This is a genomic window from Rhodococcus sp. ZPP (assembly GCF_017656075.1).
Lineage (GTDB): Bacteria > Actinomycetota > Actinomycetes > Mycobacteriales > Mycobacteriaceae > Rhodococcus_F > Rhodococcus_F oxybenzonivorans.
The window spans coordinates 792,827-817,201 of the sequence record NZ_CP058638.1 but is presented as its reverse complement, the minus strand read 5'-3'; the positions used below and the strand labels follow the sequence as shown (position 1 = coordinate 817,201).

19 protein-coding genes and 3 pseudogenes are annotated in these 24,375 nt (G+C 65.3%); 18 read left to right on the top strand and 4 right to left on the bottom strand.

Annotated features, from left to right (window positions below):
- The first annotated feature begins 247 nt into the window (after window positions 1-247).
- On the top strand, window positions 248-1,717 hold the full coding sequence (locus HYG77_RS03800) for an MFS transporter (protein ID WP_208961877.1): 1,470 nt from the start codon (window positions 248-250) through the stop codon (window positions 1,715-1,717).
- A 75-nt stretch (window positions 1,718-1,792) separates the two neighbouring features.
- Here the strand turns inward: HYG77_RS03800 and HYG77_RS03795 are convergent.
- Window positions 1,793-2,026, bottom strand: a pseudogene (locus tag HYG77_RS03795) (TetR/AcrR family transcriptional regulator); the annotation flags it as partial.
- 376 nt (window positions 2,027-2,402) lie between these two features.
- On the opposite strand from HYG77_RS03795, the gene HYG77_RS03790 reads away from it, so the two are divergent.
- From HYG77_RS03790 to HYG77_RS03720, 15 genes and pseudogenes are all read left to right on the top strand, one after another.
- On the top strand, window positions 2,403-4,010 hold the full coding sequence (locus HYG77_RS03790) for an AMP-binding protein (RefSeq protein WP_244373453.1): 1,608 nt from the start codon (window positions 2,403-2,405) through the stop codon (window positions 4,008-4,010).
- A 10-nt stretch (window positions 4,011-4,020) separates the two neighbouring features.
- A complete protein-coding gene (locus HYG77_RS03785; RefSeq protein WP_109329085.1) occupies window positions 4,021-4,791 on the top strand; it encodes an enoyl-CoA hydratase/isomerase family protein in 771 nt (256 codons plus the stop codon).
- Window positions 4,792-4,813: 22 nt separating this feature from the next.
- Window positions 4,814-5,908, top strand: coding sequence for a Zn-dependent alcohol dehydrogenase (locus HYG77_RS03780; RefSeq protein ID WP_208963275.1), 1,095 nt, complete (start codon window positions 4,814-4,816; stop codon window positions 5,906-5,908).
- 34 nt (window positions 5,909-5,942) lie between these two features.
- Complete coding sequence (locus HYG77_RS03775; protein WP_109329087.1) at window positions 5,943-7,400, top strand: aldehyde dehydrogenase family protein; 1,458 nt, start codon at window positions 5,943-5,945, stop codon at window positions 7,398-7,400.
- 111 nt (window positions 7,401-7,511) lie between these two features.
- The gene (locus HYG77_RS03770) at window positions 7,512-9,176 is read left to right on the top strand and encodes an NAD(P)/FAD-dependent oxidoreductase (protein ID WP_208963274.1); all 1,665 of its coding nucleotides are present in this window, start codon (window positions 7,512-7,514) and stop codon (window positions 9,174-9,176) included.
- A complete protein-coding gene (locus HYG77_RS03765) occupies window positions 9,173-9,547 on the top strand; it encodes a hotdog domain-containing protein (RefSeq protein ID WP_208961875.1) in 375 nt (124 codons plus the stop codon). Before HYG77_RS03770 ends, HYG77_RS03765 begins: the two co-directional genes overlap by 4 nt.
- A gap of 4 nt (window positions 9,548-9,551) precedes the next feature.
- Window positions 9,552-10,850, top strand: coding sequence for an FAD-binding oxidoreductase (locus tag HYG77_RS03760; protein WP_208961874.1), 1,299 nt, complete (start codon window positions 9,552-9,554; stop codon window positions 10,848-10,850).
- Between the two features lie 34 nt (window positions 10,851-10,884).
- Window positions 10,885-11,580, top strand: coding sequence for a transporter (locus HYG77_RS03755; protein WP_208961873.1), 696 nt, complete (start codon window positions 10,885-10,887; stop codon window positions 11,578-11,580).
- Window positions 11,581-11,625: 45 nt separating this feature from the next.
- Entirely contained in the window at window positions 11,626-13,047 is a 1,422-nt protein-coding gene (locus HYG77_RS03750) for an NAD(P)/FAD-dependent oxidoreductase (protein ID WP_244373451.1), read from the top strand.
- A gap of 17 nt (window positions 13,048-13,064) precedes the next feature.
- Window positions 13,065-13,228: pseudogene (locus HYG77_RS03745) on the top strand (nitronate monooxygenase); the annotation flags it as partial.
- A 63-nt stretch (window positions 13,229-13,291) separates the two neighbouring features.
- A complete protein-coding gene (locus tag HYG77_RS03740) occupies window positions 13,292-14,884 on the top strand; it encodes an AMP-binding protein (RefSeq protein ID WP_208961872.1) in 1,593 nt (530 codons plus the stop codon).
- Between the two features lie 424 nt (window positions 14,885-15,308).
- Window positions 15,309-17,474: pseudogene (locus HYG77_RS03735) on the top strand (protein kinase); the annotation flags it as partial.
- A gap of 629 nt (window positions 17,475-18,103) precedes the next feature.
- The gene (locus HYG77_RS03730) at window positions 18,104-18,421 is read left to right on the top strand and encodes a hypothetical protein (protein ID WP_208961871.1); all 318 of its coding nucleotides are present in this window, start codon (window positions 18,104-18,106) and stop codon (window positions 18,419-18,421) included.
- A 141-nt stretch (window positions 18,422-18,562) separates the two neighbouring features.
- The gene (locus HYG77_RS03725) at window positions 18,563-19,312 is read left to right on the top strand and encodes a hypothetical protein (protein ID WP_208961870.1); all 750 of its coding nucleotides are present in this window, start codon (window positions 18,563-18,565) and stop codon (window positions 19,310-19,312) included.
- Window positions 19,313-19,327: 15 nt separating this feature from the next.
- Entirely contained in the window at window positions 19,328-19,978 is a 651-nt protein-coding gene (locus tag HYG77_RS03720) for a hypothetical protein (RefSeq protein ID WP_208961869.1), read from the top strand.
- 157 nt (window positions 19,979-20,135) lie between these two features.
- Here HYG77_RS03720 and HYG77_RS03715 read toward each other — a convergent pair whose 3' ends face one another.
- Window positions 20,136-20,879: a hypothetical protein gene (locus HYG77_RS03715; RefSeq protein ID WP_208961868.1), complete on the bottom strand. Its 744-nt coding sequence runs from the start codon at window positions 20,877-20,879 to the stop codon at window positions 20,136-20,138.
- Between the two features lie 515 nt (window positions 20,880-21,394).
- Here HYG77_RS03715 and HYG77_RS03710 point away from each other — a divergent pair.
- Together HYG77_RS03710 and HYG77_RS03705 are read left to right on the top strand one after the other, a co-directional pair.
- Entirely contained in the window at window positions 21,395-22,393 is a 999-nt protein-coding gene (locus HYG77_RS03710; RefSeq protein WP_208961867.1) for a hypothetical protein, read from the top strand.
- A gap of 79 nt (window positions 22,394-22,472) precedes the next feature.
- Window positions 22,473-23,234 carry a hypothetical protein gene (locus HYG77_RS03705; protein ID WP_244373449.1) on the top strand — a complete coding sequence of 254 codons (762 nt, stop codon included), beginning with the start codon at window positions 22,473-22,475 and terminating at the stop codon, window positions 23,232-23,234.
- A 53-nt stretch (window positions 23,235-23,287) separates the two neighbouring features.
- On the opposite strand, the gene HYG77_RS39430 is transcribed toward HYG77_RS03705, so the two are convergent.
- Window positions 23,288-23,926: a hypothetical protein gene (locus HYG77_RS39430; RefSeq protein WP_244373447.1), complete on the bottom strand. Its 639-nt coding sequence runs from the start codon at window positions 23,924-23,926 to the stop codon at window positions 23,288-23,290.
- A gap of 179 nt (window positions 23,927-24,105) precedes the next feature.
- Complete coding sequence (locus HYG77_RS03695) at window positions 24,106-24,270, bottom strand: hypothetical protein (RefSeq protein ID WP_208961866.1); 165 nt, start codon at window positions 24,268-24,270, stop codon at window positions 24,106-24,108.
- Between the last annotated feature and the right edge of the window lie 105 nt (window positions 24,271-24,375).

Sequence of the window (24,375 nt, the reverse complement as noted above, 5' to 3'; positions counted from 1 at the left end):
AAGAACCGTCGTGAGGCGCGTGCACGACATGAATCAATAGTCATATGCCTTGATCAGCCGACTCACTTTGGCTCACGGTATGAGCCGGATCACAGAGGCGGGGTCGGCGCACTCCGATGCGACCAACACCGGTTCCGAAGGACCAGACCCGTCATGACCGACGAACTCACGTGTCTCACTCCGACGCCGAAGCCATGGTCGACCTGATCATGCGAGACGGCGGCGTGATCATCGAAGGAAGCAATTTATGACAGAGATCCACCCGCAATCCGGACCCGGCCGTCCGGGGACTGCTCGCCCCGCGCCGAACAAGGCAGTGCTCATCGGTGTCGGCACGCTGCTGATCGTCCTGACCAACGCGGTCATCTTCATCCTGCCGCCGCTGTTGCCGATCATCCAGGCGCAGTACGGCCTCGCGACCGTGGCCGAGACGACGTGGCTATACACGGCGCTGACCCTCGGCGGGGGAGCGGGCTTCATCTTGCTACCGCGTCTCGCCGATCTGTACGGCGACCGTAACGCCGCGGTGGCGGCGTCCACATTCCTTGCCGTCGGTGCGCTCGTTCCGGCTGCCGGCGACTCGTACTCGACCCTTCTGGTCGGCTGTATTCTCATGGGATTCGGGGGCGCGGCGCAGCTGCTTCCGCTCGGTTTTCTGCGCCGCAATCTCGGTGCGGACGGCATCACGGTGGGTGTCGCGGTTCTGGTCGTCGCCACCGGTGTCGGCATCGTCGTGGGCATGATCGGCGGTGGCTTGATCGTCGAGAGTCTTTCGCTGCGAGGCTTTTTCATCATCCTCACCATAGTGTGCGCAGTGACGGCCATTGCGTGCCATGCCGTGATCCCACACACCCCGCCTGCTGAGCGTTCCGGCCGCATCGCGGTACTCGGCACGGTGTGGATGATCGCTTGGGTCGCCGCGATCCTGTTGACTCTGACGCAAGGCCTCGTGTGGGGCATCGCGGCACTCATTCCGTTGATGGCCGGCATCGTCGGGGGCATCGCCTGGGTGCGCGTCGAGCGCCGCTCGACCTCCGCGGTGTTCGACGTCGCACTGATGAAGGCGCCTTTGGTCACCGCGTCGTGCGTGTGTATCGCATTGTTCGCCGCGGTGAACTCGGCCTTCCTGCTGCTGCTCAGCACGTATGCCCAGATCACTCCCGAAAATCTTCGTCCAGCGGACGCCTACGGACTCGGGCTCAGCGCGCTGCAGACCGGCTGGCTCATGGCACCTTTCGCGGCGGCGTTCTTGATCCGCGGAACCGTACTCGAACGTGCCTTGTTCAACGGCCGTGGTGCGACCGTCTTTGTCATCGGAGCGCTCATCAGTGCATCGGGGCTGACCTGGCTCGCCGTCGCGCACGACCAGCAGTGGCACTACCTCGCGGGCGCTGCCGTCATGGGTCTCGGAATCAGAATCGGCTACGCAGCGGGGTTCACCATGGTGCAGATGGCAGTGCCCGAGGAGAAAGCCGGGATGGCGGCCGGTATCGCCGGCACGTCCATGGCTGTGGGTTTCGCCTTCGGTACGGCACTGGTCAGCGCCGACCTCGGCGCCTCCTTGGTTCCGGTGGTCGGAACCGGTCTCGACGTCGCTGCCAAAGGTCTCTACGGCATCGGCTACTGGTTATCGGGACTTCTCGCTCTGCTCGTCGTGGTGACCGTGCTGGTCTCACGCGCCCGCTCCGGTCGGCGCGTCTGCGCTGCCGCATCCTGAAAGTGGCTGGGTCGATCGCCGCCCCAGACCGTGCGCGATGATTCGTGCGGGCAGCCGCTGCCGTGGCGCTCACTATCACTCCACGCTCACCCAGGACACGAGCTTGGCGGGTGAGGCCTGCGAGGGGTGGGCGGCCGGTCCGGAGGTGTTGTCGAGGTGGGCGGCCATCCAGGCGTTGAGCACACCGAGGGTGAGTTCGATCTGTCGTTCCGCCGCTGTGCGGTCGGAGAACACCAGCCAGTTGAGCGCGAATCCGTCCGACAATGTGGATATGTTGTAGGTCAGTGCGTCGATGGTGTCCGGGTCCAACTTCTCGATACTGTCCGGCGTCGGAATCGAAGACCGCCGCGAGCTCGGCGCGACGTTCAGTGGCGTGGATGCGAGCCATGCCCTCTCGTGTCAACAGATCTGAACGGATGATCAAGTCGGCTTCCGGTTACTGATCAGAACGGGCAACCAGCCGCCATATCGGCGCGTAAACCGACCTCTCGGTGAGTGACCCTACTTGTCATAGTCAGTTGCCTTGATCATTTGACTATGTTCTTCTAGGCTATGACCGAGACCACAGTCCGGCACCATCGGTGATCGGAAGGGTCGCGGGCCTCGAGCTCACCGCGGATGCGCCGTCACGACGAGAGATCGCGAGCTGCATCCGCATCGCACCCGACAAGCGTGAAGGATGACCATGACCGGAGTCGAATCAGTTCCCCGGGACCGCGCGATCGCACTCGATCGCATGGCTGTGGACCCGCCGATCGACACCGTCGTCGGCCTGCTGGCGGTCCAGGCCGCCCGCTGTCCCGACCGCGAGTTCCTCCGGTTCGCGGAAGGGTCATGGACATTCGGCGAAATCGATGACTGGTCCTCGCGCCTGGCGCACCGACTCGTCGCCGAAGACGGGGTGTGCGCAGGCGATCGGGTCGCGATCATGTTGCCCAACGTGGTGCAGTGGCCGGTCGCCTGGCTTGCGATCCTCGGGGCAGGCGGCGTCGCGGTGCCGGTGAACTCGTCTTACCAGCGCGCAGACCTCGAATTCGTGCTGCGGGACTCCGGCGCCCGGGTGATGTTCACCGACGCCGCGCACACCCCGCTCGTCGAAGAGGTGCGCGCCGCCAATGACGATCTGGCCGATGTCCGGATCGTCGAAGTCGGTGCACGCAACGAGGTCACGCAGTATCCGGCGGAGAGGCCGGGGGTTGTCATGTCCGGCGAAACCCTCGCGAACCTCCAATACACCTCAGGTACAACTGGATTCCCCAAAGCCTGCATGCTCACCCACGATTACTGGACCCGGCTGGGCTGGGTCTGCGCGAACGCAACCGGCCTCGGCCCCGACGACGTGGCGCTCACCTCGCAGCCGTTCTCCTACATGGACCCGCAATGGAACACCTCGTTATGCCTCACGATCGGCGCGCCACTGGTGGTGCTTCCCCGGTTCTCCGCCTCCGGTTTCATGGCCGACGTCCGAAAGCATCGGGCCACGTTCTGCTACGTGCTCGGTTCCATGCCCACGCTGCTGTTCAAGCAGCCGCCCAGCCCCGAGGACCGCGACAACGACCTGCGGATCGTGCTGTGTTCTGCAATCCCCATCGGTCTGCACGAGCAGCTCGAACAGCGCTGGGGCGCACCGTGGCGGGAGATCTTCGGGATGACCGAGAGCGGGGTCGACCTGGTCAGCCTGCCCGAGAGGATTGGTGATGTCGGCAGCGGACGGCTGGGTCAGCCGGTTCCCACCAAACAGGTCCGGGTGGTCGACCCCCAGGGCCGGGAAGTCGCCGACGGCGAATCCGGCGAACTGATCACCTCCGGCGCACCGATGATGCTCGGCTACTGGAACCGGCCCGAGGACACCGCGCGCACCCTGCGCGACGGCTGGCTGCACACCGGTGACGTCGCCGTTCGTGAGGCGGGTAGCTATCGCCTGGTCGGCCGGATCAAGGACATGGTCCGCCGCGGCGGGGAGAACATCGCCAGCGCCGAGGTCGAACGCGTCCTCGAACGTGACGACACCGTCGTTGCGGCGGCAGTGGTCGGCGTCCCGGACGAGCTGTTCGGCGAGGAGGTCAAAGCCTTCGTGCAGCTGGCACCCGGCGTCGAGGAGAGCCGCGCGACCGCAGAGCACATCGTTGACGGCGCGCGAACCCAACTGGCGCGCTTCAAGGTTCCGCGTTACGTCGAGTTCGTCGCCGATTTCCCGCGCACGCCGTCCGAGCGGGTGTCGAAGCCTGCGCTGAAGGTTCGCGCCACCGAGCATCCCGGCACCACCTACGACCTGCAACCCCCGCGTGCCTGAGGAGCCAGACATGACCGACCGCTACCTGGACGTGCACATCGACGACGATGTCGCGGTGCTCACGCTTAACCGCCCAGCGAAGCTGAACGTGGTGGACGTGGCCACCCGGGTGCTGCTCGCGCAAACGATCCGCCGATTCGGTGCGGGTGATCTCGTCCGCGGGATCGTCCTCACGGGCACCGGGCGGGCATTTTCCGCCGGGGAGGACCTGCAGGCGGTGCCGATCGACTACGACGAGATTCGCGAAGCCTTCGCGACCTTCCACGACATCACCCGGGCAATTCTCGAGACGAAGGTCCCCGTCATTGCCGCCGTCAACGGTATCGCGGTCGGCGGTGCCTCGGAGATCACGCTCTGCTGCGACTCCCGGATCGGCAGCCCCACCGCCGAGTACTACCAACCGGAGAACCACCGCGGGATCATTATTTCGAACGCTGCCAGCCTCCTGATGGGCCGGCTGGTGCGCAATCACGCGATGCGAATCATTCTCGGCTCCAGCCGGGTCGGCGCGGACGAGGCCCTGCGAATCGGGCTGCTCGACGAGATCACGGCCCCAGAGGCGCTCGTGGACCGCGCGGTCGAGGTGATCCGGCAGTGGAACTCCGACCCTCGTATCACCGCGCTGCACCTGGGTTTGCTGCGGCCGCGCCCCGAAGACATCGAGGCCGCGTTCGCCCGTGAAGACGACGCCGCCCGCCAGTCGTGGGAGTCCGGCGCCTTCAGTGAAGGCATCGAGGGCTTCTGGACATCGAAGAACGCGGCGCCGTCGGCGTCGCAATAGTGCAATCGAGATCGGAGACATGATGATCACCACCGAAGCAGCTGTCCTCACTGCGGTGAACGAACCGCTGCAATTCACCGAGATCCAGGTCGACGACCCGGAGCCCCACGAGGTCCGCCTCGCCGTCTCGAATGTCGGCCTGTGTCACAGCGACCTGCACTACATGACCGGTACCGTGAGTGCCGACCTGCCTGTGGTCGTCGGGCACGAGGTGGCGGGCGTCGTCGAGTCGGTCGGCTCCGAGGTCACCTCGTTGCGCCCGGGCGACCGCGTCGTCGGCGCGCTCACGCCGTCGTGCGGGTTGTGCCGCAACTGCCAGGTCGGGCATTCGACGCAGTGCCAGCGTGTCGCGCTGATTCGGCAGCGGCCGCGCCCGGCTTTCCAGCTGCCGGGGGGACGCGTCGTCGAACGACTCGGTGACGTCGGCGCGTTCTCCCGCCACGCCCTGATGCGGGAGAACTCGCTGGTGAAAGTTCCCGACGAGGTGGGACTGCATGTCGGGTGCCTGCTCTCGTGCTGCGTCATCACCGGTGTCGGCGCCGTGTTCCGCGCCGCCCAGGTCCGCCCCGGCGCCACCGTGGCCGTGATCGGTTGTGGTGGCGTCGGGTCGGCCATCATTCAAGGGGCGCGGCTCGCGGGCGCCTCGGCGATCGTTGCCGTGGATCTCGACGAAGCCCGGCTCGCGGCCGCGCGGACCTATGGTGCCACGCACGTCGTGAACGGGGCGGCCGATGTCCCTGCCGAGATCCGGAACGTGCTCGGCGACGGGGTGGACTACTCGTTCGAGGCCGTCGGCAACGCGCGGACCGCGGCTACCGCGCTGGCGATTCTGCGGGCCACGGGCACCGCATGCCTCGTAGGTATCGCGCCCGACGGCACCGACCTCACCCTCCCTGCGTCGGACTTCTTCTTCGGTGAGAAGCGCCTCATCGGTTCCTACATGGGCTCCGGCCAAGCACACGAGGACATCATCCAGTTCGCCCGCTTGTACCTGCAGGGTCGGCTGCTGCTCGACGAGATGGTCAGCGACGTCATCCCGTTCCACGAGGTCGACAAGGGCTTCGAAGCGATGAAATCGGGAGAGGTAACCCGCATCGTCGCCGACCTCACCGTGTGAACCCCGCCCCATACGAGCACCCAAGGAGCCCCAGATGGCGAATCCGCAACTGTCCCAGCCAGTCAACTACATTGCCGACGAGTGGTCCGAGTGCCGGACGATCCCGGACGCGTGGAATCTCGACCCCAACACCGGCCAACCCGTCCACCGGGCCGTCACCACAACTCCGGACGACGTGGAGCGCGCGCTGCGCCATGCCGAACAGTCCTACGGCTTCGAACGCTGGGACGACGCGGCGAGCGAGGAACGTGCGGCGGTCATCGAGCGCGCAGCTGAGATCGTCGAGACCCGGATCGAGGACATTGCCCGGACCGACGCCCTCACCAGCGGTGTCCCAATCGCGAAGGCCCGGATGGTCGCGGAGTTCCTCCCGCACAGGATCCGCTCGTCCGCGGCGGAGATACGCGCCATTCCGCGGCGCACGGCGCTGGCGGCCGGCGGCCGCGACGTGCGGTTGTACAAGGTCCCGTGGGGGCCCGCGGCCATCCTCACCCCATGGAACGGTCCGAGTTTCATTCCCGCCGCGAAGATGGTGAGTGCGCTGGCCGCCGGGTGCCCTGTCATCCTCAAGCCCTCGGAGCACGCGCCGAGCAGCGCCCAGATCATCGTCGAGAGCTTCGTCAAAGCCGGACTGCCCGCGGGCGCGCTGCAGCTCGTCCACGGCGCAGGAGACGTGGGCGCGGCGATCACCGGTGATCCCCGGGTGAAGGTCGTCTCCTTCACCGGTGGCCCGACCGCGGGCCGGGCGATCGCCCGCGCGGCCGCGGAAGACTTCAAGGTGCTTCAGCTCGAGCTCGGTGGCAACAATCCGGCCCTCGTCCTGGACGACGCCGACATCGACGTGGCCGCCGACGGGATCCTCGAGGGGATGACCAAACTCAACGGTCAGTGGTGCGAGGGCCCCGGCAAGGTGCTGGCGCACAGGAGTCTCGTCGAGCCGCTCCTCGACGCGCTGCTCGATCGCATCTCCCGCATCGAGATCGGGCACTCTCTCGATGAGACCACGCAAGTGGGCCCCATCTCGAACGCGCCGCATTTCGCCACGCTGCAGAGCCGGATCGAAGGGCTGCGGGCACACGGCGCGACCATTCATCAGCCCGCACAACTCCCCGCACTCGACGGATTCTTCCTTTCGCCCACCGTCGCTACGGGAGTCGATGCGTCGGTAGCGACCGCCGAGCTGTTCGGGCCGATCGTCAGCCTGCACGCCGTGGGATCCGACGAAGACGCACTGCGCGTCGCCAACGCCGACCCGTCGGGTCTTGACGCCTACGTGTTCGGCGGCGACCTGGACCGCGCCATCGAGGTCGGATCCCGGGTGCTGTCGGGCGAGGTGCGCGTGAACGGCGCCAAGGTCGCCGATCTCGCCGACGGTTCGGCACAGAGCTTCTGGGGCACGTCCGGAATCGGCGGTCACGCCCCCGGCGAGTCCGTCCGTGTGTTCTGCGGCGACCGAGTTGTCGGGGTCGATTCACCCCACCTTCCGATGTAGCGACCAGGACTACTTTCGCGTCACCTCTTGACTGTGACCGGGACCACTGGTCTACTGAACTGAGTCAATTGATCGAGTCATATGATCACCAAGACGAAAGCGGCAAATTCCATGAACTTCCCCTCCACCTCGGATCCCGGGATCGTCGATGTCATCGGCGTCGGCGCCGGCTTCTCCGGCCTCTACCTCTCGCACCGGCTCACGAGCGCGGGGTGGACCTTCGCGGGATTCGAGGCCGGACCCAGCGTCGGCGGTACCTGGTTCTGGAACACCTACCCCGGCGCCCGCTGTGACGTCGAGAGCATCTACTACTCGTACTCGTTCGACGAGGCGCTCCAGCAAGAGTGGACGTGGAGCCAGCGATTCGCGCCGCAGGCCGAAATCCTCAGCTACATCGAGCACGTCGCCGACCGCTTCGACCTGCGTAAGCACTTCACGTTCAACACCCGAGTGGTCGGCGCAACATGGAACGCGGCCGACCGGCTGTGGGAGGTACAGCTGGACAACGGTACGACGCGCCGCAGCCGCTACCTGATCTCGGGCGCCGGCGGCTTGTCCACCCCCAAGGACTTCGACGTGCCGGGCCTCGAGAACTTCACCGGACTCCAGGTATCCACCAGCCGGTGGAATATCTCACTCGACGACCTCGCCGGCAAGCGCGTCGCCGTGATCGGCACCGGATCCTCGGGCGTTCAGGCCATCCCCCTGATCGCGGAGGTGGCCGAGCATCTCACGGTGTTCCAGCGCACCCCGAACTACGTGATGCCCGCACGCAACGCCGACCTCCCCCCGGAGCAGGTCGCCACCATCAAGGACGACTACCCGGCGATCCGCGAGGAATGCCGGCACTCACCCGGCGGCATCCCCGACCGCCCCGTCACCGACAACGCCTTCGACGTCTCGGACGAGGAGCGTCAGCGGCGCTACGAGGAAGCCTACGAGCGCAGCGGCTTCCAGGGCGTCGGCGCCGAGTTCGCAGACCTGCTCACTGATCCCGAGGCGAACCGGACCGCCTCGGAATTCATCCACGACAAGATCCGCGAGATAGTGAAGGATCCGGTCACGGCGGAACTGCTGGTGCCCAAGTACCACCCACTCGGCGCCAAGCGCAGCGTGTTCGGCACCGACTACTACGAGACCTATAACCGGCCGAACGTGTCGCTGGTGTCGCTGCGTGGCGAGTCGATCGAGACGATGACCGAGAACGCGATCGTCACCTCGAAGGGCACCTACGAGGTGGACGCCATTGTGCTCGCGATCGGGTTCGACGCCTTCACCGGCCCGCTGTACGGGCTGAATATCACCGGCGCGTCCGGCGAGAAGCTGCAGGAGGCCTGGAGCGACGGTATCCGCTCCTACCTCGGGGTCATGGCCGCCGACTTCCCCAACTTCTTCATGGTCGGCGGACCGCTGAGTCCCGCGCTGGCCAGCAACGTGGTGGTGACGATCGAGCAGGCCGTCGACTGGATCGCCGACCTCATCGAGCACGCCCGCGACTCCAACGCCACGCTGATCGAGGCCACCCCTGAGGCCCAGGACGACTGGGTGGACATCACCGAGGGGACCGTCGCCCAGACGCTGTATGCCACGACCGACTCCTGGTATCGCGGCTCCAACATCGAGGGCAAGCCCAACACCTTCATGGGCTACGTGGGTGGCGTGGGCAAGTACCGCCGGATGTGCACCGAGATTGCCAAGCGCGGGTACCCCGGCATCCAGATCGACGGCGAAGCGCAGTCCCGCACCCTCGGCCCCATCCATCAGGAAATCTCATGAGTAAGACCGTGCACCGACGCTATGTCGCCTTCTCCGACGCACACTATGCCGGAAACCTGGTCGACGGTGCCTTCGCCCTGAAGTTGTTCGGTGACGTCGGCACGAACCTGTCGATCGAGATCGACGGCCACGAGGGGCTGTTCGCCGGCTACTCGTCCGTCGAGTTCCTCGCCCCGGTTCGTGGCGGCGATGTCGTGGAGGCCGAGGCCGCGCTGGTGAAAAAGGGCAACCGCAGCCGCACAGTCGATTTCGAGCTCCGGGTGATCTGCCGCGGTTCCGACGACACCGGCCGCTCGCAGGTCCTGGAGACGCCCCTGGTCGCGGTGCGCGCTCGCGGCACCGCGGTCATTCCTGCAGATGAGACGGAGTAGAAGCATGGAGCTGATCCACGACACTGGCTGGGCCGCAACGCCTGTCGCCGCTGAACCATCCCTGCGCGGTGACATCGACTGCGACGTGGTGATCGTCGGCGGCGGCGGGGGTGGCATGTCGGCCGCACTGCGCCTCGCGGAGAGAAGCGTTGACGTGGTCCTCCTCGAGGCGAAGACCCTCGGCTGGGGCGCGACCTCCCGCAACGCCGGATACATCACCAACTCCATCGCCGCCGATCCGGAAATGCTGGGCTTCCTGCTGAAGCGCGAACGGCTGCGCGACCTCTACCGGTACGCCGAGAACGCGGTGCACTTCGCCGAAGATGCCATCACACACCACGGGATCGACTGCGGCTACCAGCAGGAGGGGATCGTAATGGCCGCCGTGTCCAAGGGTCAGCTGCGGCACGCACGCCGCAACGCGAAGGTCATGGCCGCGGCCGGATCGTCGGCCGAATTCGTCGAAGGTCGCGCAGCAGGCCTCCCGGACGGCTTCCTCGGCGGAGTGCGTGAGGGCGTCGGCGGCACGCTCAACCCGGGGGAGTTCGTGCTCGGTCTGCGGGCCGCGACGATCGCGGCCGGCGTGCGTGTCTACGAGCACACCCTCGCCCGCGACGTCACGGACACCGGCGGCGGGGTCACCGTCGAAACACCGGACGGAAGAATTCGGGCTCGCAAGGCGCTGCTGACCACAAACGCCAACAGCAACGGCTTGTCCATCGCACCGAAGCACCTCGCCAGCCCGGTGTGGACGTCCCTGGTGGAGACCGAACCCGTCGCACCCGAGCGACTCGACGAGATCGGCTGGACTAGCCGTGCCCCGATGGTCACGCTGCACATGATCATCGAGAGCTACCGCATCACCCCGCGGGGCACGATCGTGTTCGGCACCCGCCGCGTACAGACCGGGCGGAACCCACTGCCCGACCGCACCCCCGCGCGGAACGTCGCAGACGATCTCGTCCGCGGATTCCACGACAGATTCCCGGGCCTGCGCGACGTCAAGCCGCAGCGGGCGTGGGGTGGCTGGATCGGCATGAGCTCCACCTGGCTCCCCGCCGCCGGCGAGGCCTCTGACAACGTGCTGTACTCGCTCGCCTGCAACGGCCACGGCTTCGCCCAAGCACAGTATGTGGGCCACCTGCTCGCGGACCGCATCGGCGGCGCGCCGCTGCACGACGACCTGGCGGCAATTTGGCACAGGCGCAAGCGCTTCTGGCCCAGCCTCGTCAGCGGCCCCGCGCTGTACGCGGCCTGGCTCGCCGACCGCGCCTCCGACCGCCTGGCAGCACTCACGAAATAACTATCGGCGTAAGCCACCTTCCAAGGAGATGCTCATGTCCATCAAAGAACTGCTCTTCGCGGTCTCGGACATCTGGATGATCGCCGTCGGATTCACCTACGGGATCAAGTTTATCCGGAACTACAAGAATTACCTGCTCGGCATCGAGTGGATCGTCGTCGCGACGTCGGGCACGAATTTCCTGCTCTACGGTCTCCTGAAGGCTGGTCACGACAGCCCGATGTATGCCTTCGCCTACTTCCTGGACGCCTTCTCCCGGTCGATCGGCATCACGCTCATCTTGGTCCTGGGGCTGATGAAGGTCACCCACCGGTACAAGCCGTCCGCGGCGGTGGACATCGGCGCGTTCGCCCTGGCGGGTGTGGTGGGTTTCCTCCTCAGCCATTTCGCGGAGGAGATCGGTCTGCCCGGCAAGTTCTTCTACATCGTGGTCAACGTGCTCACCACGATTTTCCTCATCTACTTCGTCAAGCGACTGTGGGGCATCGGCGAGCGCGGGCACGCGGCGTGGGCCGCCGTCGCCACCGCCTGCGGGTTCGTCATCGCGGCGACCTACGACTTCGTTTCCATTCCAGGGGACGACGCCGAGCACACGATCTTCTACATCTTCGCACTGTCCACGTGGGGCCTGCAGATGTTCGCGTACTACCGCGCCTACCGAGCATTCGACGCCTACAACAAGCGCGTCGACGCCCAGACGGTCAGCGGCAGCGCTCCAGCAACGGCGTAAGCGGCCGAACCCTCCGTGGTGATCGATCCATAGTCAGGAACCGAAATGTCAACGCATGTCATGCACGAAGAGACCACCGAGGTTGTCGTCGTCGGCGCCGGAATGTCGGGTCTGATGGCGGCCACCACGCTGGCGCCGGAGACCGACGTGGTGGTGCTCGAATCCACCGAGCGCACCGGTGGACGCGTCGAGACCGTCCGTCGGGGCGACTACTGGATCAACGTCGGCACCCAGTTCACCGAGGGCACCGGCACGCTGATCGATGCCCTCGACCGGCACGGCATCGAGATGGGCTCGCTCGCAGGCAAGAGCGTCGCGCTGTACTTGAACGGCGAGGTGGTCGACACCTCGAACCCCGTCGCGCTCATGTTCCGCACGCGGATGACCATGTTGGACCGTCTCGGGATGGCCATCGTCGGCGCGCGCATCCTCTCGGTCATGCCGTTCCTGGAGTCGCAGAGCCGTATCGCGCAACGGGTTCGCGCCAAGCTCGACACCATGCTGGCGTCATACCTGCTGAAGGGTGTCCGGTCGGAGTTGGCCGCCGCCGTCGTGCGGTCGTGGTCGGCGCAGTGGATGGGATGCGAGGTGGAGGAGACGGCCGCCACCCAGTTCGTCACGTCGGTGGGCCTCGCGCTGGCCGACCCGGAGAAGATCCCGAACTTCTCGCTGCCGGTGGGTGGCAATCAGACGTTGACCGACGTGCTGACGGAAGATCTCGGTGGCCGGATCCGGCTGAACTCGGTGGTGCGCTCGGTGCGGCAGGACGGTGACGGCGTGGTCGTCGACTATCACGACGGTGACCGACCGGTGCGGCTGCGGGCAAAGCGCGCGATCGTGACCGCACCCGCCGATATCGCCGAGCGAATCATCCCGGACCTCCCGCAGCAGCACCGGAATGCTTTCAACGACATCACCTACGGCCGGTACGTGATCGTCGGATTCTTCACCGACGAAGTCGGGCCGCAACGCTGGGACGACTACTTCGCTGTCTCGACACCGCAACTGTCGTTCCAGGCGATGTTCAACCACGCCGCGGCGATGCGGAACGGCGACGACCGTAGGCCGGGTGGAGCGCTGGCCTGTTTCGCCGGCGGCGCTCACGCCGACGCGTTGTTCGACCTCCCCGACGAGGAAATCATTTCGCAATTTGCGAAGGACCTGCTCGCAGTGTTCCCCGAACTGGAAGGGAAACTGGGCGAGGGCATCGTGCGACGGCACCGTCGGGTCGTGCCCTTCTGGGCGCCCGGGCGGAGGAACTCGCTTCCAACGTTGCGTGATCCGCTCGGAACCATCCACCTCGCCGGCGACTACCAGCTCGATCTGCCGTCGCTCGCCGACGCAGCGACGGCGGGCGAGCGAGCGGCGAAGGCCGTACTGGCGAGCCTGAACCAGGCCGCGAGAGACAGGACTCGGCAATCAGAGTTTGAGAAGTCGCTTCACCAGCTTGCCGGAGGCGCGGGGTAGTTGCTGCGTAGTCCGGGCACGCCCTCAAAACCGAACAACTCGGGGTCGACGCGATCGGCATCGACGGCTTCGAGTGCGCCGGACACCCCGGCGAGGACGATGTCCCGGGCTCGTGCTGATCCCCGCCGCGGCCCGGGCACTGTCCGTCCCGATCATCGCGAGCGGCGGACTCGCCACCGGCGCCCGGCCACCGGGCCACGTGACCCATTCACCACTGCTGCAACACTTCGAGGGAGAGGCCCCAGTGAGCTTCAAGAGCCCGTTTCCGGACGTTGAGATTCCGAACCTCAGTGTCTACGATTTCCTCTTCGGCCAGGTCGATCCGGCCGATGGGGACCGGCCTGCGCTGATCGACGGTGCCTCCGGCGCGGTCACCACGTACCAGTCGCTGGTCGCCCAGATCAACGGGGTGGCCGGGGCGCTGGCCGCGCGCGGTCTCGCCGTCGGCGAGGTGGTGGGTCTGCACTCGCCGAACGTTCCCGCGTTCGCGTCGGTGTTCCACGGGATCCTCCGGGCCGGTGGTGTCGCGACCACCATCAACGCCCTCTACACCGCCGAGGACATCGCCAAGCAGCTCACCGACTCGAAGGCGAAGTTCCTGTTCACCGTCTCCCCGCTGCTGCCGCAGGCCAAGGCCGCGGCCGCGAAGGTCGGGATTCCGGTAGAGAACGTGATCGTCCTCGACGGCGCCGACGGGCACCCGTCGCTGAAAGATCTGCTGGCCGAGGGCGCCCCCGCCCCCGACGTGTCGTTCGACCCGGCCACCCAGCTGGCGGTGCTGCCGTATTCGTCCGGGACCACCGGCCGGCCGAAGGGCGTGATGCTCACGCACCGCAACCTGGTGGCGAATGTCTGCCAGATCAACCCGCGGATGGGCATCGGCGCCGACGACAAACTGCTGGCGGTGTTGCCGTTCTTCCACATCTACGGGATGACGGTGCTGCTGAACGCGGCCCTGTACAACCGGGCGAGCTTGGTGACGATGCCGAAGTTCGACCTGGTCGAATTCCTGTCGATCGTGTCCGGGCAGAAGTGCACGTATGTGTTCATCGCCCCACCGGTCGCGGTGGCGTTGGCCAAGCACCCGCTGGTCGACGAGTACGACCTGTCGAGCGTGCATTCGATCTTCTCCGGCGCCGCCCCGCTCGATCAGGAACTGGGCAAGGCCGTCGCCAACCGGCTCGGCTGCCGGGTGCGGCAGGGCTACGGGATGTCGGAGATGAGCCCTGTCTCGCATGCGATTCCGTTCGACCGCGACGACATCGCCCTGGACTCGGTGGGGCCGTCGATCGCGAACATGGAATGCAAGCTGGTCGACCCGGCCACCGGCGAGGAGGTCGCCTACCCGGCCGACGGGGTCAGCGAACCGGGTGAGTTGTGGTGCAAGGGCCCGAACATCATGGCCGGGTACCTCGGCAACGACGAGACCACCGCGGAGACCCTGGATGCGGACGGGTTCCTGCACACCGGCGACATCGCGACCGTCGACGCCGAGGGCGTCGTGACGATCGTGGACCGGATGAAGGAGCTGATCAAGTACAAGGGCTACCAGGTGCCGCCCGCCGAACTGGAGGCGTTGCTGTTGACGCACCCGCAGATCGCCGACGCCGCCGTCATCGGTGTCCTCGACGACGAGGGTGAGGAGGTGCCGAAGGCGTTCGTCGTAAAGCAGCAGGGCGCCGAACTCGACGAGGCCGCGGTCATCGGGTTCGTCGCCGAGCGGGTGTCGCCGCACAAGAAGGTCCGCAAGGTCGAGTTCATCGACCTGGTGCCGAAGTCCGCCGCGGGCAAGATCCTCCGCAAGGACCTACGCGCCGCCGAAACTGCCGGGAGGTAGGCCCTCCGACAAGACACACACCGACCGACCACTACCGCCACACTCATCGACGGTGTCCTGCAGCTGCCCATCTCCACGGCGGCCGCAGGCATGTCGATGGATTTCACCCAGATCGACGAGGCCACCGAGGCCGTGCGCCTCGGCTTGCTCGACCAAATTGTCGCCGACGACGAGATCCACACCGAGCGCCCCAGAGCGCCATGCTCGACGGTATAAGGGAGCCGCCGCCAGCGTGAACGCAGCATCTGCGCTGCCACACGTGTTCGTGCAGCATCGAGTCTGTAGGTGTCGTGAGGGGGTTCGAGGCTACCGTAGCTCGCATCGTTCAGGCTACCGTCAGCGATATCCTGGAAACACGTCATCGAGAGGCTGAACGTGCAGATTTCATCGAACACATCGCGGACCGGATGAATCGATCCGGACGATGTCCGATATCGATCCGTTCGAGACCCATCGCGATGTGACCCCGTCGGTCGCGTCGGAACTGGCGGCTGACGGATTCGACGACGCCCGGGAGATCGGGCGTGGAGGCTTCGGTGTCGTGTACCGGTGCACGCAACCTGCACTCGACCGGACCGTCGCCGTGAAGGTGCTCACCAACGATCTCGCGGAGGAGAACCGGGAGCGCTTCTTTCGCGAACAGAGGGCGATGGGCCGCCTGACCGGCCACCCCAATATCGTCAATGTCTTCCAGGTCGGGGTCACCGACAGCGGACAACCATTCATCGTGATGCCGTACCACCGGCAGGGCTCCTTGGACGAACGTATCCGACGGCACGGTCCGTTAGGTGTGGACGACGTACTGCAGTTGGGGGTGAAACTTGCAGGCGCGTTAGAGGTTGCCCACGGCGAGGGCATCGTCCACCGCGACATCAAACCGGCGAATATCCTCCTCACCGACTATGGTGAGCCGGCGCTCACAGACTTCGGGATCGCGCATATATCCGGCGGGTTCGAGACCGCGACCGGCATCGTCACCGGTTCACCCGCGTTCACTGCGCCCGAGGTCCTCGGCGGCGCGGCCCCGAGCCCCGCCTCGGACATCTACGGACTCGGAGCCACCCTGTTCTGCGCAGTCACCGGCCACGCTGCATTCGAGCGCCGCAGCGGCGAACAGTTGGTCGCCCAATTCATCCGCATCACAACGGAATCCGCACCGGATCTTCGGGATCACGGCATTGCCGACGATGTCGCTACCGTGATCGAGCAGGCAATGGCCAGTCGCCCCGAGGACCGGCAACCCTCAGCCCTAGCGTTGGGCGAGAATCTGCGCGAGATCCGACGTAGCCGCGGGATATCTGCAGACGACATGGCGCTCCACGTGCGACCCGCCCCGGAAACAGAACCACCACCGCAGGAGAGGATTCACCTGAACCCTTCCCACCACGAGAGGGGGAATCTCCCCCTGGATTTGTCCAGCTTCGTCGGTCGCAGGCACGAGATCACCGAGGCGAAGAATCTACTGGCGTCGTCACGATTGCTGACGTTGGTCGGAATCGGCGGAGTCGGGAAGACACGTCTCGCACTTCGGCTTGCAACGACTATCCGCCGCGAGTTCGCCGACGGAGCATGGTTCGTCGAGCTCGACGAGGTCCGCACTGCGTCCCGATTGATCGACGTGGTGGCGTCCACGCTTGGTTTGCGGGACCAAACTGACCGGTCGCTACGCGAGATTCTGCTGGACTTCCTGTCGTCGCGAGAACTGTTGCTGGTATTGGACAACTGCGAGCAAGTGGTCGACGCGGTGGCCGATCTCGCGACGGTTCTGCTGCAGCAGAACCCGAATCTGCGCATCCTCGCGACAAGCCGCGAACCCCTTGCAATTGCCGGGGAGGCAGCACTGCGCGTTCCCCCACTCACCGTCCCCGACCCCGACCGCGAGCCGTCCCTGCAGGGTCTGCCCCGCTACGACGCCGTCTCGCTGTTCACCGAACGCGCCACCACGGCGGTATCGACCTTCGCGTTGACCGATGCCAACAAGTCCGCTGTAGCGCGGATTTGTCACCGGTTGGACGGGCTGCCGCTGCCGATCGAATTGGCGGCGGCGCGTTTGCGTGCGATGTCGCCCGAACAGATTCTGCAACGGCTTTCCGACCGCTATGCGTTGTTGACTCGCGGAAACCGAGGCGCGCCTTCGCGCCAGCAGACGCTTCGGTTGTGCGTCGACTGGAGCTACGACCTATGCACCCCGCTCGAGCAACTGACGTGGGCACGACTGTCGGTGTTCCCCGGCAGCTTCGAACTGGATGCCGCAGAACACGTGTGCGGGGAGAACATGTCGCCGGAGGCGTTACTGGACTCACTGGCATCCCTCGTCGACAAGTCGATCCTGATCCGCGAAGAACACGACTCCCTGGTCCGCTTCAGACTGCTCGAGACCCTCCGTGCCTACGGCAGGGAGAAGGCCCAGCACAACGGTGACTACCACGACCTGCGCCGGCGGCACCGAGATTGGTACCGCCAGCTGGCTCGCACCGCCGAGGACGAGTTCATCGGTCCCAGGCAGCTCGAGTGGATGGAGCGACTGAGCAGTGAGCAGCCCAATCTGCGGGACGCGATGGATTTCTGCCTCGCCGAAAGTGATGCCGATGGGGGACCTAGCGGGTGTTGTGTTCTTACTGAGGGTGGAGGGCGAGAGGAATGACTCGGGTCCTACAAACAAGAGAGGACTGATTGGTTTCAGAATGTGAAGTTGGATGTGACCTGTGTTTCGATGCATCTCACCGTCACGCCAACTGAACGCGAGTTCGCCGTTCCGGATCAAGATCGGCTGACCCGATCTTTCGATACGCCATTGGTTACCGGGTCCGTGCCAGAATTCCCATGTGCCCTCGTCGACGTCGCCCGTGCGAGTGACGTATCGATAGCTCAAGGACGCCGAGGTATAGAGCATGTCGCTGGCCGCATGACGGCCCATCAACTCGACCCACGATGGAGTGCTTACGGTCATACTCTGCAACGATACGGTCGAGAACCTACGTGTGGTCGCAGGAGCGATCCTGGACCGGTCATCGATCCGCTTACGGTCTAGATTGCGGCGTTCGAGGCAGCCTCGCGGCTCATGCTGTCAGTACTGTCGGTGGGACCGTCCGCGGTAGGTCCCACCCGGAAAGCTGGGTCTTCAGCCGAGACCTAGCTTCGGAGCTTCGGAGCTTCGGAGCTTTGGATCGACTGGGCGAATGAAGGACAATCAGCTCAATCACGCTGGAGGACAACCACATGAGTGGCACTGAGAAGGATGCCTCAGAACCTCGCGACCTGATGCGAGATGTCCGGCAGGTCGCGCAGATAGTCTGTGGCGTCGCCCTGAGCGTCGCATATTGGTGGGCTTCGGCTTGGGTGGTTCCGCAGGATCTTTACGGACTGCATTGGTCTGTCACTGTCCTGGTATTTCCGCTGATCACAGCGCTGATGGTTGCCGGTGTTGTGTACGTGACGCTTAGGCAGTTGAGGATGGCAGTGGTGGCTTTCCTGGTCGGGATCCTGGTAGTTGGCTTTCTTGCGTTGGTTTTCAACGTGACAATGGGTACGCAGTGATCCAGGGTGCGGCGCCTCGGACGGCACACCCAACGATTCCTGAATGACGATCGCTGACCGAGATTCCGGGGCTCATCGGCGGCGGGATGGCGGACACTGCATTCATGGACTTCGCCCATGGCTTGTGGTGGTGAGCAACCGATGACAGCCAACGATCAGAGGTGGCGCCCGCGTCGGCGCTTGCGGCTGCTCGCGACGGATACCGCGATCCAGGACGGACAGATTCCGCGTCCGACGGTCGGAGAGGTCGGCCGGTTCTGGCTGCTGTTCAACGAGGTCCCGCCCGACGACGATGATCTGACACTGTCGACGATCGAGGCCGACGCCGAGCCCCTGGGCCCTCCGGTACTCCAACCGTCCCTCGATTCCCCACGCCCGTCCCCGCGCTGGTGGGAATGGAGAATCCTGCTGCACGGTGACGGGTGGGAGGCAACCTGGTACAGCCGACGACCGGCCGTGGGACGGGTGCGGCTGACCGGGCGCCTCGTCGGCGATTTCTCCTATGCCACTACCGGATCAGCACGTGGCCGTGTCCTATCGGCGCGCCGTATCTCGGCGGCAGTGCACCATGAGAGTGGGGTGCTGGCCGAACTGGACCTCGACGACGTGCCTCCGCCACCGCTGCGCCCGTCAATCGTGCCGGCGACAATTTCCGCTTACGGCCATCAGTTGTGGGTGGCCGACCATGAGCTGCCGCAGGTCGTGCGCCTCGACGACCAGGGCCTCACCGAATTCGTGCTGCCGGGCCGGATCTACCCGAATCCGTCCGGGCACCCCTGGCGAGTGCATGCCGATGCAGAAGGGTGCTGGGCAGCCGGATGGGACGGGATCTACCGCTGCGCCAACAGTGGAAACGCGCGCCGGCTCAGCGATCGGTCGGTCGGCACCTAGACCACGCTCGATCGGATGTTGCTCACCTGCACCGGCGACAAGGACCGAACACTATTGGGGTTGTGGCATCCCGATGGCAGCCACACCGAGATCGACGCCCCCGCCGGCCAGGTCATGGCGGTCACCAAACGGCCTGATGGGTTCTGGGTACTGGTCCGGCAGCGGACCGGATTGCCCCGTACCGGCTTCGTGGTAGCGGTCGACCTCGACGGAGCCCTGACGATCGGCCCGGAGATCGAGGATCTCGACAACGACGCCGTACTCACCGCTGACCCGCCGCAGCTGTTCGATCTGCGCGGCATCATTCGCGCGCTCCACCCCGACCTGACGGTAGGCGAACCGATGCCGGGTCCGGTCTCCGGATTCCGTGCCGGCACCGCCGACGGCTGGGTCTGGATCATGCACCACGACCGGGAGCGGGCCCTGTTCGACAACCGCCGGTACTGGCACCTCACACTGGTCGATCCATTCACCCAAGACATACTGACCCGCGTCGAGGTTCACACCCCCGATCCGGACGTCGCGGTCGATGCATCGGGGACGGTTTGGGTCGCCGAAAAGGTTCTCGTCCCCGCGTACTCGCCTTCAGGCATCCTCCCGCCGCCGCTCCAAGTGGCAGACCTGCTTGACAACACCCGGACCCAGCGACAAACACGTCAGGGATAGGCCAGGCCAGGCAAAGCCAACCCGCATGTGCCCGTTTACCCCGTTTACCGAACCTGCACCGGGACGAGATCGGCGCCCAGCGCGCACCGGAAGGGTCAGGCGCTCGTCCCAAAAGCGGATCTCGTTCCGGGGACGGGCCGCATGGATGTCGTCCGCCTTAGTACTCGTCCTTGAATGCCGCGTGCAGTCGATCGACGTCAGCACCGTAAGTGTGTGATGCGTGCGAGAGTGTGCGTATCACGGCGGCCAGTGGGTTTGGGTCGAGTGCGCTGAAGTAGGCCGGGATGGCGTGATAGGGGAGGCTTCCCCCGCCGTGGTCGAACGGTCCGCGCAGCTCGTGGAACGGTCGGATCGGTTCGTCTTTGTCGTTCTCACGGTCGGTCTGCCACCTGGCGGAGACGTGCTGGATGTCCTCGAACGGGGCAGGTGGTGGTTGGTCGCTACTGAGTGCGGTCAGTGCTGGAGCGACCCATTCGCGGTCAGCGAGGCCGGCGTATTCGTACGCGCGAATTGCGCACCAACGGGCGGCCTTCCGCTGCGTTGGCTCATCCATCTCGATGATTCTTCGCATCAGATCTGCGTCGTAGGCGAGGAGCTGATCGGCCCCTGGGATATGTGTGATCGGGGCAAACCCCTGGGCGACCCATTCGGCCTCGGCAAGTTCTTCGGCCTGAACAGATGTTCGTATCAGAGCGTTCAGGTCGTTGTCGTCGCCAGCGCGGTCGTCTCTGAACGTGACTGCGTGGCCGCCTACTGGCTGAAGCGTGGCCGCAGGATCTTGGCCTTCCAGTGAGTCGCAGACCATGTCTTCGATCGTGTGCGGGGGATCTCCGTCGATGACGGGCTCCTCACGGTCTAGCAGGTCGCGGTCCTCGTCATCGCGTTCCGTCTCGAAGTCCACTGCGCGAACATTACGGGCTCGATACATGAGAACGTGTTGCGGTGAGGCAGATAGGTCCTGCCACTCGAAATCGACGTACTCGCCAGGTAGCAGCTCGGGAGTGCCTTCCGCATCCAAGATCTCGCCGGCCTCAACCCAGCAACCGCCCGGTGTCTCGGTAGCGTCGAGAACTCCCCATTGGCCGTGCCAAACGCGAACAGTCCCTCGAACCGGCAACGCGACCTCCAGTTCTTATCGCAGATGGACATTGACAGCACCGAGCGGACTCACTGCAAGCACGTGCCGGACAACGATCGGTGACCGGTTCTCCCGGTTCCCCGAGTGCATATGGCACTGTGAGCGGATGGTTGAGGCCGAGTGCAGGAGTGATCCGTACGGGTTGCAGGCGTCGTCGAGAGGTGGTGTTGCCCGCATTATGGCGTTGGCCGCGGTCATTCCTGGCTGCCTCATGCAGCACCGCACCGCAGTATCCGGGTGCGAATATCGAAACGCTGCCCGCGAATGCCGTAGGAGCCGTGTCCCTCGGCGGCCTCACCGTCGAATCATCCGGTGGTCGGACCCTGGTGTTCGTCTTCGACGAAAGCGGAAACGTCGTCGGCCGTATGGAAAACGGACGCGTCGACGGCAACCAGGTCGTGGCCTCACGCCACAACGTCGTCACCGCTTCCTCCCGGGCAGTGACCACACTGACCGACACCGCCCGCATCGATACCCCGATCACCGAGCACACCGTTGCGTCGATCTCGAATAACCCGGACAGCGGCGCCACCACGATCTGGTTCAACAGCGGCCGCTCGAACAGCTACGTGTCCGTCAGTGCCGAACACTGGATTCTGCACGGGTCCGTTCCCGGCATGGTCCGCACGACGGCCTACTGCGGTGACCGTCACTTCGCGGTCGTCGATAACTGGCGGGCTGTTGATGCTCCCATCCCGAATCGGCTGTACGAGCTGCCGCCCGGAGGAGAGCTGGTGGTGCGGGGTGCATGGGACAGCCCGAGCGATTTCAGCCCCGCCTCACGCACATCGGTCTGCTCGCCAGACGGACAATCGATCCTCGCCCTCTACGGCACCTACCGTTACGGAATGGATGAGACCGTCGGTCCTGCTATGACCCTGGTGACGATCGATGTCGTCGACGGATCGCGAATCGAAACGCCACTGGTGATGCCCGAGGCTCGTGGTGGTGCCATTCGCGGAACCATGGCGGTTCTGGGCGATCGGTTGTTCTGGCTCAACGAGGACGCAGACGTGCTGTCGGTTTCCGTTGCGGGATCGCCCACGGTAACCCATGAATGGACAATTCCCGAGGGTGCCGACGCCACCGTAAGCTCGGTGAGCGGCTCCGTTGTCACCGCCGTCAACTACAAGGGCCGTCCTGTGTTCTCCCAGTACGACCTGCTCACCGGAAATGCTCTCCGGGACCCGATCGAGTTGCCGTGGCTGGAATCGATCGTCGGATCCCCAGCCGGTGACACCACCTATGCGATCTCGAGTGTCACCGCCACCCCATGACCTGAGAGCGATCGGTTATCGCTCAGTCTCGTACGTGGCTGTCAGTACCCGAATCTTCGCGATGTGGTGCAGTAGGACCATGGCCTGGGATCCCGAAACGACAGATAGCCAGGACTGGACCGAGCGCGGCCTCCGATTGGCAGCCGATACCACCGCCGGCACCTGGATCGTCGAACACGTGCACAACTTCGACCACACCGTCGCCGCCCTGGTGCCACCCGTATTCCCCGCGTACGCCCGAATCTTCCACCCCGCAACCACCCTTGACGACGAGCCGGTGCGTTGGGCAGCTGTCGCCGAAGCCGACGGCACCCTCGCGCACCCCGTCATGGACTGGGGGTCCATCGTGGGCAGCTGGCACACCAGCGAACAGGAGGGTCTATGGCACGACGCCCCGGTCACCGGCTCGTTGCCTGCGCGAACAACACGCGCGCTGGCCGACATTCTTCGGCGGTTCACGTCCACACCGGAGCTGTGCTGGTTCGCCCACTGGGAAGGATCCGGATTCCTCACCGTTCCGTCGAACTACGCGCAGCTGCCCATGCCCAACCGCAGGATGGCCCTGTTCTCGGGAGGAATCGATCTGGCTGATATCCGGTTCGGGGCCAATAAGTGGTTCCCGGACGGGATGAGCCCGCATCTGTGGTGGCCCGATGATCGGGCATGGTGCGTGGCGACGGACATCGACCTCATGACGACGTATGTGGGAGCATCGCGCGATTGCGTAGATGCCGTTGTCGCTGCCGGCGACCTCGAAGCGCTGCCCGTGACACCCGATCAGAGAATCACCTGGGACAGTGACACAATCAACCCGCTGCCTTCGAGTCCGTCGGGCCTGTGACCCCTCCGCAAGCCGATCGCCGACCGAACACCGATCCTTGGCAACTCCGAGCGCTACCTACCGATTCGTTCGACGCGCCAAGGTGGGATCTCCCGCCGCGGCCTGACCTTGATCGCACGGAATTTGTATCCGTCCTGATCGATGACCGACTCCCATTCGAAGTCGACCTGCTCGCCGACGTCGAGACCACGGATTCCTCCGCCGATGCTGAAGCTGTCGCCCGGCTGGGCGTTGATGACTTCGTCGGGGTGTAGGGCGCTGTAGAAGGTCCAACAACCGCCCGGTGTGTCCGCAGAGTCGATGACTCCCCAGCCTTCGTCGTCATCCCACGTGGTGACGACGCCGCTCGCTGGGGTGCCGATCCGGGGCGGGATCGTGTCGTCGAGGTCGGTAATCTCGTGGGCACTGCCGTCGGGATCGATATGCCAAGCCCTGGAGCTGAACGGCCCCGGCCGCGTGTAGGGCTCGGTGCCGACTGGCCATGCGCGCACCGTGTGAAAGTCGTAACCGTCTGCCGGCTCGTCGAGTTGATGCCACTCGAACTCGACTTCCTGACCTTCAGCCAAACCGGGGAACCCAGGAACCGCTACGGATATCCATGGAGTCCAGCTACCGCCGGGGGTGTGTGCGGAGTCGATCACGCCCTGCATACCCCGCACGTCCCAACTGCGGACCACTCCACGGCTCGTCATGACCTCAGTATGTCCAAGACCGCTGGTGGCCGGCGAGCGGAACCCGAAAGCCGAACCACCAGCGGGACGAGATCGGCGCGAGCGCATGTCCGGCTGCCGGCGACGCTCGTCCCGGAGCGGGATCGCTGAACGGTGGCCCGATCGGCTGATCCACGAGCGTCAGGTCCTGGGCGTGGTGACTATTGTGCGGGTTGGTATCCGGGAGATTTTTGGGTTCTGCGGAGTGCAAGATTCTCTCCGTGTGCGGCGGCGAGTGCCGCCTGCAGGCGGGTGATTTCGGCCTTGGCGTCGCGGAGCTGGCGGGTGAGGGTGAGCACGATGACGGGGGAGGGCAGAATTTTCATCACAGTGACGTAAGTGCCCGAGCGGTTCCGGTTCCGAAAACTTCTCCGACTGAACCGGATGGCGTGCGCAGCGTGGCATCGTCAGCAAGCGAGCGCCCAGACGCT